We start from the raw sequence: 15068 nt of genomic DNA, 5'->3' as shown, positions 1-15068 counted from the left end.
AAAGCTAGAGAACATCGCACTTTAATGGTTACTTTTGAACATCCGCTAAATGAAAAAAGCCGCAGCTATTTAAGGCTAGAGTATATTTTTGGTCAGATAGCCAAAAGTCGCCGGCTTGAAACAGCCAGTGATCCCGAGGCTTTATTCAAAGGCCTGCTTGATTTACACGAAGTATTAGAGCGCAGCGATATTCGCAATGATCTTTGCAAGGACCTAGAAAAGCAGCTGTCAACGGTAAAACACTGGGCAACCATGCCTGCGGTAGACACTTCAATGGTTAATCACCTAGAGTCTCAGCTAAACGATTTTATTTACCAATTACCGCGCCTTAGTCGTATTACACAAACCTTAAAAGAAGATCGCTTCTTATCGGCCATTCGTCAGCGCTTTTCAATTCCAGGGGGCTGTTGCAGCTTTGATCTGCCGCAACTGCACTTTTGGCTAAGCTTAAGCCACGAAGAAAAAGCGTCAGACTGCAAACGTTGGTTGGCGGATTTTCAGCCATTAATTGGTGCGCTGCAGCTGCATCTTCAACTTAGTCGAGAGAAAAGCCAGTTTAGTGCACAAGTTGCTAAAACAGGCTTCTATCAAGACGTGGCAGAGGACTGCGACATGATTAGAATTAAGCTATCTGAAAACCTTGGTTTTTTTCCTACCGTCAGTGGCCATAAAACGCGCTTTGCGATCCGCTTTTTGCCCCACAACGATGAACCTAGCCAAGACATCCCTTTTCACCTAGCGAGCTGTTAAACCATGAGTAAAAACCTAACCTCAGTGCCTTGCCCAACCTGTAAAACACCGGTGACCTGGCAACCGAGCTCCGAATTTCGCCCTTTTTGCAGTGAACGTTGTAAGTTGATTGATTTAGGCGAATGGGCTGATGAAGAGAAACGTATACCAGGGGAGCCCGCTTTTCCCTCTGAACAACAAGACGGAGAAGGCTGGCAGTAAGCTTCTCGGCTATACCATCAGCTAAACTGTTGCATTAAAGCTGTAACAATAGGCTGGTTTGCAGCAGGGAATTCATATTGGTTAAGCGCTTGAACTTCAACCCAACGAATTTCCTGACCTTCATTGCCGTTGGCGTTACCACTAAAGTCAGTAACAAGCATAAACTCTAGCAGTACTTGCTTATCTGGATAATCAAAGCTGATCGTTTCAAACAAGCTGCAGTCGAAGATTGTTAGGTTAACTTCCTCTTCCAGTTCACGAGTCAGTGCTTCTGAAACGGTTTCACCCTGCTCTACTTTACCGCCAGGAAACTCCCACTTTCCCCCTTGGTGTTGATGGCTTAAGCGTCTGCTTAACAAAATCTTATGCTCTGGATTAATAATAATCCCTGCGGCAACGTGCACTCGTTTCATAAAGTTGACCTGTATTTTTTCCATAAAAAACGGGTTACAGCAAGCTGCAACCCGTATTGTTTTTATTCGTAAGGTGTCTTAGTTAAGCTTACCGTGACACTGTTTATACTTCTTACCTGAGCCACACGGACAAGGCTCATTACGACCTACTTTAGGTTGTTCGCGCACAAAAGTATCCGGTGCTTGCTCTTCCTTAACCGCGTCAGCCAATTGGCTATGGGCGTCTTCATGGCTATAGTTTTGCTGCTGCGCTTTCGCTTCTTTACGGCGTTGTTCTTCTACTGCCTCAACGTCGTGTTGGGTTTGAACTTGAACCTTTGACAATACCCCTATCACGTCGTGCTTTAAGTTCTCGAGCATTTCTGTAAACAGTTCAAAAGACTCACGTTTATATTCTTGCTTTGGATTCTTCTGGGCATAGCCACGAAGGTGAATACCTTGACGGAGATGGTCCATGGCAGACAAGTGTTCTTTCCATAAACCGTCTAATGTTTGCAGCATAACGGCTTTTTCAAAGTTACGAATAACCTCTGGGCCAACCACTTCTTCTTTGGCTTTGTAAGACTCTCGAGAAGCCGCAATGACTTTATCTCGCAGTTTTTCTTCATCAAGACGATCGTCTTCTTCTAACCATTTTTGCAACGGTAAGTCGAGGTTAAAGTCGTTCTTAAGGTGCGCTTCAAGTTCAGGGACTGACCATTGCTCTTCTAATGATTGCGGCGGAATATATTGGTCAATCACACCGCTTATCACGTCATCCCAGATCACTTCTATTGTTTCTGATATTTCGTCGCTGTCCATTAGATCATTACGTTGTTCGTAAATCACTTTACGCTGATCGTTGGCTACATCGTCAAATTCGAGTAACGATTTACGAATATCAAAGTTACGACCTTCTACTTTACGCTGAGCATTCTCGATAGCGCGAGATACCCAAGGGTGCTCTATTGCTTCACCTTGTTCCATGCCCAGTTTCTTCATCATGCCGGAAACTTTTTCTGACGCAAAGATACGCATTAACGGATCTTCCATCGATAAATAGAAACGAGTAGAACCTGGATCACCTTGACGCCCAGAACGACCCCGTAGCTGGTTATCGATACGACGCGATTCATGGCGCTCAGTACCTATGATATGCAGGCCGCCGGCATCCAGAACAGCTTGGTGCACGCCTTCCCAATCATGTTTCAACTTGGCTTGTTGCTCTTCATTTGCGCCATTTTCAGCGGCTTGATCGAGCAACATTTGTAAGTTACCACCCAGTACAATATCGGTACCACGGCCAGCCATGTTGGTGGCAATGGTCACCGCGCTAGGAGTACCGGCTTGGGCAACAATATCGGCTTCTTTTTCATGGAACTTAGCATTGAGTACTTGGTGTTTGATGTTGGCTTTTTTCAATAACCCAGCCAAGATTTCAGAGCTTTCAATTGAAACCGTACCTACCAGTACAGGTTGCTTACGCTCAACACATCCTTTGATGTCTTCAATAATGGCTTCGTATTTCTCCATTGTCGTGAGGTAAACCAAATCACCCATGTCTTTACGAATCATAGGCTTGTTGGTTGGTGTCACTATGGTCTCTAAGCCATAAATACTTTGGAATTCAAATGCTTCAGTATCCGCTGTACCTGTCATACCCGCCAGTTTTTCATATAAACGGAAGTAGTTCTGGAAGGTAATGGATGCAAGTGTTTGGTTTTCGTTTTGAATGCTGACTTTTTCTTTTGCTTCTACGGCTTGGTGCAAACCTTCAGACCAACGACGACCGGGCATAGTACGACCAGTATGCTCATCAACAATAACGATTTCTTGCTCATCGCTGACGATGTAGTCGACGTCTTTTTCAAATAAGGTGTGGGCTCTTAGGGCCGCGTTCACGTGATGCAATAGACTAATGCTAGACGCCGCGAATAAAGATTCATTTTCTTGCAGCAGACCACGCTCTTGCAGGATCTCTTCAACCTTAATTTGACCACGCTCAGTTAAAAAGGCTTGTTTATTTTTTTCGTCAACCGTGTAATCACCGTCGCCCGTATACTCGTCGGAGTCTTCTTTATCTTGCTTAACAAGCAGCGGGATGACCGTATTAATCTGCGTATAAAGCTCTTGGTTGCCTTCTGTTGGACCAGAGATAATCAGAGGCGTTCTTGCTTCATCAATTAAGATAGAGTCAACCTCATCCACTACCGCGTAATAAAGCGGACGCATAACACGAGCGCCAGGCTCAAACGCCATGTTGTCACGTAAGTAGTCAAAGCCGAACTCATTATTGGTACCATAAGTGATGTCAGCAGCGTAGGCGGTACGCTTAGCATCTGTGTCCATGCCCGATAAGTTAATCCCGACAGTTAGGCCAAGAAACTCAAATAAGCGCTGATTCCATTCAGCATCACGTTTCGCGAGATAATCATTCACGGTAATAACGTGAACACCGCGACCGGTTAAAGCATTTAAATAAGCAGGCAAGGTGGCAGTAAGGGTTTTACCTTCACCGGTACGCATCTCTGCTATTTTGTTGTCATGTAGGATCATGCCGCCCAACAGCTGGACGTCAAAGTGGCGCATGCCAAAGACACGTTTAGAGCCTTCCCTAACCACCGCAAAGGCATCAGGTAAGAGTTCTTCTAACGATTTACCGGCCTGGAATGCATCCTGAAACTCAATGGTCTTGGCTTTTAGCTCTTCGTCGCTTAAGGCCTCGTACTGCGCTTCTAGGCCATTAATTTGATTTACCGTTTTTTTCAGTTTTTTCAGCAATCTGTCGTTACGGCTGCCGATGATTTTTGTAATGATTTTATTAAACATCTTTCGATTCTCGTTTTTGTATTCCGTTTCCCACATCGTCCTTGCGGGGATTAGCTTGCTTTACGGTAAATGTATCTTCTGGGGTTAACTTGTTGGCCATCTTTGATGACTTCATAATGCACATGAGGTCCTGTAGAGCGTCCTGTAGAGCCCATTACAGCAACTTTATCACCACGTTTAACCACATCACCTTCAGCCACAGTGACAGATTTGGCATGAGCATAGCGTGTCACATAACCGTCGCCATGGTTTATCTCAACTAACTTGCCATAACCTTTACGATGTCCGGCCCAACTGACAATTCCAGCGCCAGTAGCCGTGATATCCAATCCACTTCGTCCAGCAATGTCCACGCCTTTATGGTAGCTCGCTTTACCAGTGAATGGGTCTTTGCGTACACCAAATAACGATGTTACCCATGCCTGGCCTCCGGCTACCGGTAAGCCATAAATATAACTGTTATCTGAGATATGGTGACTCAATAACACAGATTCAAGTAAATACATCTGTTCTTCGTTATTTCTTAACTCATTTGCGACTTCATCGATCTGCTGAGTCAAGGTGCGAAGGTCAACATTCATCACTAATTCACTAGTGACTGGCCCACCTACAGGCAATGGCGCATCGAAATCAAACTCACCATTGCCCAAGTCGGCTTCTTGTGCAAGACGACCGCCTAAAGCATTTAAACGGTTAACTTGCGCCTGTAACTCACCTACTTTTGTGGCCAGCAATACCAGTTGCTGATCAGATTGACGTTTAAGCTGAGAAATCTGCTCACTTTCAATGGCTTTATTATCGGTTAAACTTGCCACCTTATACTGCATTAATGTGGCGGTATAACTTTTGTAAAGACGATGACCGAGCAAACCTGTGATAAGCGCAAAGGTGACAAGAAAAAACCAAATCCATTTTAGTTTTATCACCATGCTGTGCCGATGTTTTTGACCGGCATAAATAACTGTTACACTCATGATAATTACTACTTAAAAATATAATGATTCACAATGAGAAAAAATCATCCCTGTTCTCTTTCTAAATTGGCTGCGGGTTCTAGCTTTAAAAAGATGAAACAACGTGCTGATCTACTATCAGAGCTGGACAGGGTACTACAAAGTGTGCTGGAACGACACAATATTAAGCATGGAAAGATCGCAAATTTCAGAACTGGTACGCTCATCATCGGCGTACCCAGTGCGATTTGGCTAACGCGGTTTAATTTTTGTCGCAGTCAAATATTGACTGATTTACGCCAACATATCAGTGCGCTCGTCAGCGTTGAAGCCAAAATACTGCCGCAAATGGCGTATCAAAAAACAGACGTAAAAATCCCTAGTAGGCCTCAAAAAGCAAACCCTAGGGTTATTAGCGAAACATCTGCGAGTCATATATTAAGTGCGGCAGAGCATGCAGAAGGGAAATTAAAAGAAAAGTTGTTACGCTTAGCTGCACTGGCCACAGAGAGAAAAGCCAGTGCAGATAAAGAAGATTAACTTATAACGCTAACACAGGATCAAGGTAGGTCACAGCTTCATCAGCTTCAGCCTCAAATGAAACCATTTCCCATGCTTCTTGGTCCGCTAGCAAGGCACACAGCAACTTATTGTTAAGAGCATGGCCTGTTTTATAAGCTTTTAACTCGCCAAGCAGCGTGTAACCGCTTAAGTAAAGGTCGCCGATGGCGTCCAATACCTTGTGTTTTACAAACTCATCTTCGTAGCGTAAGCCATCATCATTAAGTACGCGGTAATCGTCAAGACCAATGGCATTATCTAAGCTTGCGCCTAGCGCTAAGTTTTTTGATTGTAAAAACTCAACATCACGCATAAAACCAAATGTGCGCGCGCGACTAATTTGCTTTAAAAACCAAGGGCCAGAAAACTCATTCACTATGTGTTGGTTTTGACCTTCAATGACAGGGTGCGCAAAATCAATGGCAAAATCCAACCTGAAACCTTTATTAGTTGGGTTTAATTCAGCCCATTTATCCCCATCCTCAACTCGAACAGGCTTTTTGATGCGGATAAATTTTTTCGCCGCGCCCAATTCTTCTACGCCTGCAGATTGCAGTAGAAAAACAAACGGACTCGCACTGCCATCCATAATCGGAATTTCAGGGGCGTCTACGTCGATCACTATGTTGTCGATACCTAAACCCGCAAGTGCTGCGGATAAGTGTTCAACAGTAGAAATTTTGTCACCTGATTCATTAACGAGACAAGTACACAACATGGTTTCTTGAACCGCTTGTGCATTGGCTTTAATCGTCACTACAGGGTCAAGATCAACTCGTCGATATACAATACCTGTATTAGCCGGCGCAGGTCGTAAAGTCATAGTGACTTTGTTGCCTGAATGCAAACCAATACCTGTTGCTTGTACGCTCTTTTTGAGTGTTCTTTGTTTAATCATGTAACTTCCTACATTCTTAATACACAGTATTAAATACAGCACATCTGTGCCATCAATCTGACACAATTGCCCCGTATCCTAACACAGATCACACTATTTACAAAACATGCTTACTTTTTAGTCAGCTTGTTTACGTAAAAACGCTGGAATATCCAAGTAATCAATGTCTGACTTAGTTTCTGCTGCCGCTTTAGGCTTCGCTTCTTCGGCCGGTTTTGCAACAGGCTGAGCCGGCGACTCTTCAATCACAGCGGCAGTAGCAACGGCAGCTGAGCCTGAAGTTGTCACTGGCTCACGCACTGGTGCAGGTTTCGCGTTCACCAGCGTGATGTCTGCTTTACGCTCTTCACCTATGCCCGTTGCGACGACAGTTACGCGCAGCTCATCAGTCATATCTGGGTCGATAACAGCGCCGACAACCACTGTCGCGTTTTCTGACGCAAAAGTACGTACCGCGTTACCTACCGTTTCGAATTCTTCGATACTGATATCAAGACCGGCTGTAATATTCACCAATATGCCTCGCGCACCTGCTAAATCCACATCTTCAAGCAGCGGACTAGAAATGGCAGCATCTGCGGCTTCATCAGCACGATCATCGCCACTGGCAACGCCTGTACCCATCATGGCGGTACCCATTTCTTTCATTACCGTACGCACGTCTGCAAAGTCGACGTTAATTAAACCGGTACGAGTAATCAGTTCAGCGATACCTTGAACCGCACCAAACAACACATTGTTGGCCGCTTTAAATGCATCCAGTAGGCTGATACCACGGCCCAGTACTTTTAACAGCTTGTCGTTAGGGATAGTGATCAATGAATCAACTTGCTTACCAAGTTGCTCAATGCCTTGCTCGGCGTAACTAAGGCGCTTTTTACCTTCAAACGCAAACGGTTTAGTGACTACTGCAACCGTCAAGATGCCTAACTCTTTAGCTACTTCAGCCACAACAGGTGCAGCGCCAGTACCAGTACCACCGCCCATACCGGCAGCGATAAAGATCATATCAGAGCCTTCAAGCAACTCGCGTAACGCATCTCTGTCTTCAAGTGCTGCTTCACGGCCAACTTCCGGGTTAGCACCTGCGCCTAAACCTTTTGTGATACCTGAGCCAATCTGTAATGTTGCACCAGCGTTTGAGTTACGCAGGGCTTGTGCATCTGTATTGATAGAGATGAACTCTACCCCTTCGATGCTTTGAGTTAACATATGCTCAACAGCGTTACCGCCGCCACCGCCGACACCAACTACTTTGATGACAGCTTCGTCTGCATGACTGTCCATTATTTCAAACATGAGTTTCTCTCCGTTTTACATTTGCCTGTTCGCAAAAACTTTTAAAATTCGCCTTTAAACCAGCTGTGTACTCGCTTGAAGTACGACCCTACGCCTTGACTTTGCTCTTTTTCTTGCCAAGTTGTCGCCTGGTTGGCTTTTTGATATTGCAGTAATCCAACCACGGTTGAAAATACTGGTGCATCTACATATTCCGTTAATCCTTTAACATTTAAAGGAGTACCAATGCGCACCTGACATTGAAATGTCATTTCCGCACTTTCTACTAAACCTTCAATTTGAGAGGCGCCGCCAGTGAGCACGACGCCTGCGGCAAGCTGGTGCTTAACCCCTTGCTGCTTTAATTTTTCTTGTAATTGATCCAATTCCGTTTTCACCAAACCCAATAGTTCGCTATACCTAGGCTCAATCACTTCTGCCAGAGTTTGACGCTGCAAGCTTCTTGCTGGCCGTCCGCCAACACTGGGCACTTCAATTTTATCTTCTCGGCCTACTAAATTGCCGACGGCGCAGCCGTATCTGACTTTCACCTCTTCAGCATCGGTGGGCGGTGTGCCAAAAGCGTATGCTATATCGCTGGTTACCGCGTGCCCTGCGTAAGGGATCACCGCGGTGTGACGTAAAGCGCCATCGGTAAACACGGCTAAGTCCATGGTGCCACCACCAATATCAACCACACATACGCCTAATTCTTTCTCATCTTCTGTCAGTACGGCGTAGCTTGAAGCCAACGCAGAGAAAATAAGTTGGTCAACTTTAAGGCCGCAGCGTTCAACCGCTTTGACAATATTTTTAGCCATATCATTGTGACATGTGATCAAGTGCACCTTTGCTTGCATACGAACGCCGGATAACCCCACAGGATTCTTAATGCCTTCTTGATAATCAATGGCAAACTCTTGTGCCAGCACATGTAAAATGCGATGTTCATCGCGAATTTTTACCGACTTAGCCGTATGAATCACGTTATCAACATCGTCTTGTGTCACCTCTTCATCAGAGATAGGCACCATGCCGATTTCATTTTGGCAACTGATGTGCTTACCAGAAATCCCTAAGTAGACGGAGGTAATTTGGCAATCGGCCATAAGCTCAGCTTCATGTAACGCGCGCTCTACCGACTTCACCACTGAGTCTAAGTCGTTCACTCCGCCTTTATCCATGCCTTTGGACTTATGGGAGCCCATGCCAATGATGTTTAATTCACCATCGGGCAGTACTTCACCAATCAAAGCGGCGACTTTGGTACTGCCAATATCCAGACCAACGATTAATTTTTTATCCATTATTTTGGTCATTTGACTCTCTTTGTTGTTTCCAACCTACTGCGACCCCGGTGTCATACCTAAGGTCAACGTATGCAACATTTTCAGCATCAAGCAAAGGGTAAATATCGATAAACCTTTGCACCCGGTCTAATCGTTGCTCTCGCCCCAGTTTTAGCTCAATGCCCTGTGCTAACTCGATATTCCACGCGTAGCGCTGCGTTAATTGCACCGCGACTATCTTAAAACCATTCAACTCTAACAAGCTATCAAGTTGGCGGTAAACTTGCAGCACTTCTGGTGCACTGTTATCAGGCCCTTCAAGCTGCACCAATGATTGCCGAATTTTCGCAATAGGAGCATGAAACACCTCGCCAAACTCATTCACTAAGTCTGCTTGATTCCAAAATGCCACTACCGGCTGTTCTACCAAAAACACTTTTAATCTATCCGGCCAGCGTTTGCGAATGGAAGCGCTGTACACCCACGGCAAAGATTGCAAATTGTCTTGTAACTGCGCCACGTCCAAAGTAAAAAAGTTTTGTGAATCAGGGATTGCCAATAATACTTGACGCACCTCGTCATCACTGACGTATTCTCTTTCACCCAATAAAATCAGCTCACTCATGGGTAAGCGCTTTTGGTCTGTTAACCAATGCATCGCCGTGAAGCTAAACCAGGCTAACAACGCCATTACCAGTACAAAAAACGTCAAGCCAGCAAAAAACTCTATTCTGGTTTGCGGTTGCGTTTCTTCGGCCACTTATATCCCTTTACGTGAGCACCTTTAACGGCACTATCTCAACGGCTATTAAAATTTCCAGCCGAGCATTATATCGAGCTAAGCCACTTGTTCAATGTGTCTAGCTGGCAATTTTCAAATAAATATACTGATTAAAACCACCTGCTCCACATTTTCCGCTAGACAAGTTCCGCTGTTTGTTTCATTTTTTCAATATTCAGTTCTAAATCAGCCAGTTGTTTTACTGCTGCGCCAATATTTCCCGCGCCTTGAGTGAGCACAATATCGCCATCTTGCAGCAGATCTGCAAGCACAGCAGGCAGCTGTTCTATCGTTGCAACATGCACAGGCTCTTTATCACTGCGCTGGCGTATCGTACGGCATAAGGCTTTACTGTCTGCGCCGGGAATAGGGTCTTCACCCGCAGCATAAACATCAAGTAACACCAGCTGGTCAACTTGCGACAAAACAGCCGCGAAGTCTTCATATAAATCACGCGTACGCGTATATCGATGTGGCTGATAGGCCATCACTAAACGTCGCTCCGGCCAGCCTTGCTTGGCGGCTTTGATAGTGGCAAGCACTTCACTTGGGTGATGACCATAATCATCCACCAGCATGACTTGTCCATTGCCGGTCGCAAACTCACCGTATTGCTCAAAACGCCGGCCAATGCCCTGAAATTGCTCTAGTGCACTTAAAATAGCGCTGTCTTCGATGCTGTCTTCGCTCGCCACTGCTATCGCCGCTGCCGCATTTAATGCATTGTGCTCACCCGGTAGATTTAACTTGATGGTTAAATCCGCTTTATCCTGACGCTTCACCACAAATGAGCAAGCACTGGCAGTTTGATGAAAATCTGCGATTTGCACGTCAGCTTCATCACTAAAGCCATAAGTCACGTAATGACGACCAATGCGAGGCAATAAAGAAGTCACCACAGGATCGTCGATACATACAACCGCAACACCATAAAATGGCAGATTGTGCAGGAAGTCGATAAAGGTGTTTTTTAATACCTCAAAGTCACCTTGATAGGTATCCATATGGTCCGCTTCGATGTTAGTGACCACCGAGACCATAGGCTGCAGGTGCAAAAAGGAGGCATCGCTCTCATCAGCTTCCGCAATTAGATAGCGGCTAGCACCTAATTTGGCATTGGTGCCGGCACTATTAAGCAAGCCGCCAATAACAAAAGTTGGATCACGCTCCGCTTCGGCGTAAATACTGGCGATTAAGCTGGTTGTTGTCGTTTTACCATGAGTTCCGGCAACCGCAACACCGTGGCGGTAACGCATCAGTTCAGCCAACATTTCAGCCCGACGTACGATAGGAATACGCTGCTCTTGAGCCGCAATAATTTCCGGGTTTTGTTTATTGATTGCGGTAGAGACCACAACAACAGAAGCTTGTTTAACATTGTCGGCGTCGTGTCCAATGGTGATTTCAGCGCCGAGCTCGCTCAGCCTTTCAACCACGCGATTGCGACCTATGTCTGAACCGGTGATATGATAGCCTTCATACAGTAGAACTTCTGCAATGCCACCCATACCCGCGCCGCCTATACCCACGAAGTGGATAGTTTCCACTCGGCGCATTTCAGGGATCATGGTTCTAATTTTTTGCAGCTCTACCTTGGTCATACATTCTTCTCTGTTAATTCTTTACATATATTGGCAACCCTTTGGGTTGCGTCTGTAATACCTTGTTGTTTGGCATTACTTGCCATCACGGCCAACCGCTCAGGTTGTTCAATCAACGGCTTTATCATGGCCGTTAAACTGTTAACGCTCAGTTCATTTTGCGGCATTAATAAACCTGCTTCGTGTGCAACCAAGCTCATTGCATTTTTGGTTTGATGATCGTCAACGGCATGAGGTAGAGGCACAAAAATAGCAGGTAAGCCCAGCACCGCTAACTCAGACACGGTCAATGCGCCCGCACGGCAAACCACTAAATCGGCCCACTGATATGCCGCAGCCATATCATCAATAAACTCGATAACTTCTACTTGCGCTTGCCCTTGATAAGCCTGCTCAACTTGCGACAGGTTACCCTTACCGGTTTGATGTTTCACCTTCATCTTGGTGCTATCGAGCTGGCTTACAACTTGCGGTAAGGTCTGGTTTAGCACCCTCGCGCCTAAACTTCCGCCTACTACCAAAACGTTAATGCTAGCATTTTCAGAAAGTTGTCTTTTATTCGCGGCCTCAATAATTTCATGCCTAACAGGATTACCCACAACCTGGCCATGCTCAAACGCGCCTGGGAAAGCCATAAGCACTCTTTTAGCCACTTTGGACAAAATGCGATTGGTCGCTCCCGCTGCGGCATTTTGTTCATGTAACACAACCGGAATGCCTGACAACCATGCTGCAATGCCTCCAGGGCCACTGGCGAAACCGCCCATGCCAAGCACGACATCGGCTTTGGATTGTTTCAGCACCGCTTTTGCTTGAAAAATAGATTTGACGATCCTGAGCGGCGCCATTAATAAGCGTTTAATGCCATTGCCACGCACGCCAGAGATATCAATAAAATCTATTTCAAAGCCATGGCTTGGCACTAATTGCGCTTCCATTCTATCGGCTGTGCCCAGCCAGCGAATATTCCAGCCTTGTTGCGCCAACTCTTTGGCTACTGCTATTCCAGGAAAAACATGGCCTCCCGTGCCGCCGGCCATTACCACCAAGGTTTTAGCTGTCATCGCTACGCTCCCTGGCTTGCACCGTATCTCGGCGCAATTCAAAATCTATTCTTAACAATACAGCTACTGCCATCGTCATCATTATTAAGCTTGAACCACCATAACTCACTAATGGCAAGGTCAACCCCTTGGTCGGCAAAACACCTGCAGAAGCGCCGACGTTCACCGCGGTTTGAAAACTAAACCAAATGCCTATGCCCATCGCTAAATAACCGCTGTAGAGTTGGTTATTCTCTAGAGCTTGCTTACCGAGCAATAAGGCTTTCATGGCAAGCCAAAGCAGGAGTGCCAATACCACCATGACACCCACAAAGCCTAACTCTTCGGCTAAAATCGCAAACACAAAATCGGTGTGGGCTTCGGGTAAATACTCCAATTTTTGAATCGAGTTACCCAAGCCTTCACCAAACCAACTGCCTCGGCCATAAGCCATTAACGATTGGGTGAGCTGATAGCCACTGCCAAATGGGTCTTGCCATGGGTCCATAAAAGAAGTCACCCGGCGCATTCGGTAGGGTTCAATCACAATCAATAACACTACCGCCGATACCGCGCTGAATAAGATAGCAATAAATTGACCGATTTTAGCACCTGCTAAGAACAGCATGCCAATAGTCGTGACCATCATCACGACAACTGAGCCTAAATCGGGCTGAGCCAGTAATAATGACGCTAAAATAAACAATACTAACAATGGCTTAAAAAAGCCTTTTAAGGTTTCTTGCACTTCTTGCTGACGCCTTACTAGATAACTGGCGAGGTACGCAAATAAAGCAAACTTGGCAAATTCAGCGGGCTGAATATTAATCGGCCCTAATGCTATCCAACGCGCGGCTCCGTTTACCGAGCGGCCAACAACCAATACCGCCAACAACAATAGAATAGCGAGCAATAACAAACGGCTGCTGTTGTTTTGCCAAAATGCGACAGGTAAGGTCAAAATGAAACCACCCGCCAGTAATGACCCCACTAAAAAAACAAAATGACGTTTTACAAACATCATCGGGTCTTGCGCAATCGCAATCCCTTCAGGAATAGACGCTGAAGCCACCATAATAATGCCGATGGCCATTAAACTCAGGGATAAAATAAGCAACTGGCGGTCGTAAAGGCCAACCTTTTTAGCCGGAAATAGCCAATCTTTTATCCCAGTGGTGCTCATGCTAACGCCCCCACTAGAGTTTTAAAGCGCTCGCCGCGTACCATAAAGTTTTGAAACATATCCAAACTGGCGCATGCTGGAGATAACAACACCCAATCCCCTGATTTGGCGCGTTCAGCACATCTTGCTACTGCGGCGCTAAGATCATCCACAATGATTGCTTCGCTAAACTGGTCAGCAATGGCGTGCTTATCTTGCCCGAAACACACGAGGGTTTTAACGCTGTTAGCCAACACTGGTTGCAACGGTGAAAAATCACTGCCTTTGCCATCCCCGCCTGCGATTAAGTGAATGTCACCCTTTACCACAGGCGCCAAGCCTTCTAGAGCAGCTAATGTTGCCCCGACATTGGTGGCTTTAGAGTCATTGATCCAGCGTACACCGTGCACGTCAGCAACAAACTCACAACGATGGGCAAGTCCGGTGTATTGCTTGGCACACTTAATGGCTGCCTGCCTATCAATGCCCGCAACATCTATCATCGCAATTGCCGCCAGAACATTCGCCAAGTTATGAATACCGCTGAGCTTTAATTCTTCGGCAAAAAGTAAAACTTCGCCGTGATGGCACAAAGCTAACCGGCCTTCTTGGTTAACTAAGCCGTAGTCTTGGCTGTCTGTGCCAAAGCTAATGAGAGTTTGCTTGTCGGTTTGCTGTATAGGCTGGGTTAAACTGTCATCGCGATTGATTAAACAATGTTGAGCCTGCTGGTAGATGGTCAGTTTGCTGGCTCGGTAAGCCTGATAGCTGTCGTATCTGTCCATATGATCTTCAGACACATTCAATACTGTCGCAACCAGTGGCTTTAAGCTACTGGTTGTTTCCAATTGAAAACTCGAAAGCTCTAATACGTAAAGCTCACATTCTTGCTCAAGCAAAGATAAAGCAGCAACGCCAATATTGCCACCGACTCCTACTTTTACACCCGCGGCCTTTGCCATGTCGCCCACCAGGCTAGTGACCGTGCTTTTACCGTTTGAGCCAGTAATAGCAATAATGGGAGCCTGCGCTTCGCGGGCAAATAACTCAATATCACCGATAATTTCAACGCCACTCTCTGCGGCTTCTTGCAAAGCCGGCGTGGCTAGCGCAATACCAGGGCTTGCCACAATCACATCCGCTTTATTGAGTAGCTCTTGTGGCATTTCGCCGCATACTAGCGGCACACCGGTTGGTAGCTCTTCTATACCAGGAGGCTTTGCTCTCGTGTCAATCACAGTTGGCGTGATGCCTTTTTTTAGGTAATAGCGTACGCAGGACAATCCTGTCATACCCAAACCTAAAATCACGACATTATTTTGCTGCATTG

Annotated in this window: 14 protein-coding genes; 3 read left to right on the top strand and 11 right to left on the bottom strand. The window is 45.9% G+C overall.

Annotated elements, in window-relative coordinates:
- The first annotated feature begins 24 nt into the window (after window positions 1–24).
- Both zapD and yacG read left to right on the top strand, forming a co-directional pair.
- A complete protein-coding gene (zapD, locus tag D1Z90_RS05235; RefSeq protein WP_119909692.1) occupies window positions 25–750 on the top strand; it encodes a cell division protein ZapD in 726 nt (241 codons plus the stop codon).
- A gap of 3 nt (window positions 751–753) precedes the next feature.
- Window positions 754–951 carry a DNA gyrase inhibitor YacG gene (yacG, locus tag D1Z90_RS05230; RefSeq protein WP_119909691.1) on the top strand — a complete coding sequence of 66 codons (198 nt, stop codon included), beginning with the start codon at window positions 754–756 and terminating at the stop codon, window positions 949–951.
- Between the two features lie 17 nt (window positions 952–968).
- Here yacG and mutT read toward each other — a convergent pair whose 3' ends face one another.
- From mutT to D1Z90_RS21920, 3 genes are all read right to left on the bottom strand, one after another.
- On the bottom strand, window positions 969–1364 hold the full coding sequence (gene mutT / locus D1Z90_RS05225) for an 8-oxo-dGTP diphosphatase MutT (RefSeq protein ID WP_119909690.1): 396 nt from the start codon (window positions 1362–1364) through the stop codon (window positions 969–971).
- A gap of 78 nt (window positions 1365–1442) precedes the next feature.
- Window positions 1443–4172 (bottom strand): preprotein translocase subunit SecA, encoded by a 2730-nt coding sequence (gene secA / locus D1Z90_RS05220; protein WP_119909689.1) that lies wholly within the window; start codon window positions 4170–4172, stop codon window positions 1443–1445.
- A 50-nt stretch (window positions 4173–4222) separates the two neighbouring features.
- Window positions 4223–5146 carry a M23 family metallopeptidase gene (locus D1Z90_RS21920; protein ID WP_119909688.1) on the bottom strand — a complete coding sequence of 308 codons (924 nt, stop codon included), beginning with the start codon at window positions 5144–5146 and terminating at the stop codon, window positions 4223–4225.
- Window positions 5147–5179: 33 nt separating this feature from the next.
- On the opposite strand from D1Z90_RS21920, the gene D1Z90_RS05210 reads away from it, so the two are divergent.
- On the top strand, window positions 5180–5665 hold the full coding sequence (locus D1Z90_RS05210; protein ID WP_119909687.1) for a DUF721 domain-containing protein: 486 nt from the start codon (window positions 5180–5182) through the stop codon (window positions 5663–5665).
- A gap of 1 nt (window position 5666) precedes the next feature.
- Here D1Z90_RS05210 and lpxC read toward each other — a convergent pair whose 3' ends face one another.
- The 8 genes from lpxC to murD all read right to left on the bottom strand — a co-directional run bounded on the left by lpxC (window position 5667) and on the right by murD (window position 15066).
- A complete protein-coding gene (lpxC, locus tag D1Z90_RS05205) occupies window positions 5667–6584 on the bottom strand; it encodes a UDP-3-O-acyl-N-acetylglucosamine deacetylase (protein WP_119909686.1) in 918 nt (305 codons plus the stop codon).
- Window positions 6585–6701: 117 nt separating this feature from the next.
- The gene (ftsZ, locus tag D1Z90_RS05200; protein ID WP_119909685.1) at window positions 6702–7883 is read right to left on the bottom strand and encodes a cell division protein FtsZ; all 1182 of its coding nucleotides are present in this window, start codon (window positions 7881–7883) and stop codon (window positions 6702–6704) included.
- A gap of 41 nt (window positions 7884–7924) precedes the next feature.
- On the bottom strand, window positions 7925–9181 hold the full coding sequence (gene ftsA, locus D1Z90_RS05195) for a cell division protein FtsA (RefSeq protein ID WP_119909684.1): 1257 nt from the start codon (window positions 9179–9181) through the stop codon (window positions 7925–7927).
- The gene (locus tag D1Z90_RS05190) at window positions 9162–9911 is read right to left on the bottom strand and encodes a cell division protein FtsQ/DivIB (RefSeq protein ID WP_198419052.1); all 750 of its coding nucleotides are present in this window, start codon (window positions 9909–9911) and stop codon (window positions 9162–9164) included. Before D1Z90_RS05190 ends, ftsA begins: the two co-directional genes overlap by 20 nt.
- Window positions 9912–10069: 158 nt before the next feature.
- Window positions 10070–11533 carry a UDP-N-acetylmuramate--L-alanine ligase gene (murC, locus tag D1Z90_RS05185; protein ID WP_119909683.1) on the bottom strand — a complete coding sequence of 488 codons (1464 nt, stop codon included), beginning with the start codon at window positions 11531–11533 and terminating at the stop codon, window positions 10070–10072.
- A complete protein-coding gene (gene murG / locus D1Z90_RS05180) occupies window positions 11530–12597 on the bottom strand; it encodes an undecaprenyldiphospho-muramoylpentapeptide beta-N-acetylglucosaminyltransferase (RefSeq protein ID WP_119909682.1) in 1068 nt (355 codons plus the stop codon). Before murG ends, murC begins: the two co-directional genes overlap by 4 nt.
- On the bottom strand, window positions 12587–13759 hold the full coding sequence (ftsW, locus tag D1Z90_RS05175; RefSeq protein ID WP_119909681.1) for a cell division protein FtsW: 1173 nt from the start codon (window positions 13757–13759) through the stop codon (window positions 12587–12589). Before ftsW ends, murG begins: the two co-directional genes overlap by 11 nt.
- Complete coding sequence (murD, locus tag D1Z90_RS05170) at window positions 13756–15066, bottom strand: UDP-N-acetylmuramoyl-L-alanine--D-glutamate ligase (protein WP_119909680.1); 1311 nt, start codon at window positions 15064–15066, stop codon at window positions 13756–13758. Before murD ends, ftsW begins: the two co-directional genes overlap by 4 nt.
- Window positions 15067–15068: the final 2 nt, after the last annotated feature.

Origin of the sequence: Motilimonas pumila (genome assembly GCF_003596335.1) — a bacterium.
GTDB lineage: Bacteria > Pseudomonadota > Gammaproteobacteria > Enterobacterales > CBDFNC01 > Motilimonas > Motilimonas pumila.
The sequence above is the reverse complement of the archived record's forward strand: the minus strand, read 5'-3'. Positions and strand labels throughout refer to the sequence as shown.

What these genes read in the sequence shown, in the direction of transcription:
- secA (WP_119909689.1), bottom strand. Translation starts at nt 4,172, where the DNA reads ATGTTTAATAAAATCATTACAAAAATCATCGGCAGCCGTAACGACAGA.
- mutT (WP_119909690.1), bottom strand. Translation starts at nt 1,364, where the DNA reads ATGAAACGAGTGCACGTTGCCGCAGGGATTATTATTAATCCAGAGCAT.
- zapD (WP_119909692.1), top strand. Translation starts at nt 25, where the DNA reads ATGGTTACTTTTGAACATCCGCTAAATGAAAAAAGCCGCAGCTATTTA.
- murG (WP_119909682.1), bottom strand. Translation starts at nt 12,597, where the DNA reads ATGACAGCTAAAACCTTGGTGGTAATGGCCGGCGGCACGGGAGGCCAT.
- ftsA (WP_119909684.1), bottom strand. Translation starts at nt 9,181, where the DNA reads ATGACCAAAATAATGGATAAAAAATTAATCGTTGGTCTGGATATTGGC.
- D1Z90_RS05210 (WP_119909687.1), top strand. Translation starts at nt 5,180, where the DNA reads ATGAGAAAAAATCATCCCTGTTCTCTTTCTAAATTGGCTGCGGGTTCT.
- ftsW (WP_119909681.1), bottom strand. Translation starts at nt 13,759, where the DNA reads ATGAGCACCACTGGGATAAAAGATTGGCTATTTCCGGCTAAAAAGGTT.
- murC (WP_119909683.1), bottom strand. Translation starts at nt 11,533, where the DNA reads ATGACCAAGGTAGAGCTGCAAAAAATTAGAACCATGATCCCTGAAATG.
- ftsZ (WP_119909685.1), bottom strand. Translation starts at nt 7,883, where the DNA reads ATGTTTGAAATAATGGACAGTCATGCAGACGAAGCTGTCATCAAAGTA.
- yacG (WP_119909691.1), top strand. Translation starts at nt 754, where the DNA reads ATGAGTAAAAACCTAACCTCAGTGCCTTGCCCAACCTGTAAAACACCG.
- lpxC (WP_119909686.1), bottom strand. Translation starts at nt 6,584, where the DNA reads ATGATTAAACAAAGAACACTCAAAAAGAGCGTACAAGCAACAGGTATT.
- D1Z90_RS21920 (WP_119909688.1), bottom strand. Translation starts at nt 5,146, where the DNA reads ATGAGTGTAACAGTTATTTATGCCGGTCAAAAACATCGGCACAGCATG.
- murD (WP_119909680.1), bottom strand. Translation starts at nt 15,066, where the DNA reads ATGCAGCAAAATAATGTCGTGATTTTAGGTTTGGGTATGACAGGATTG.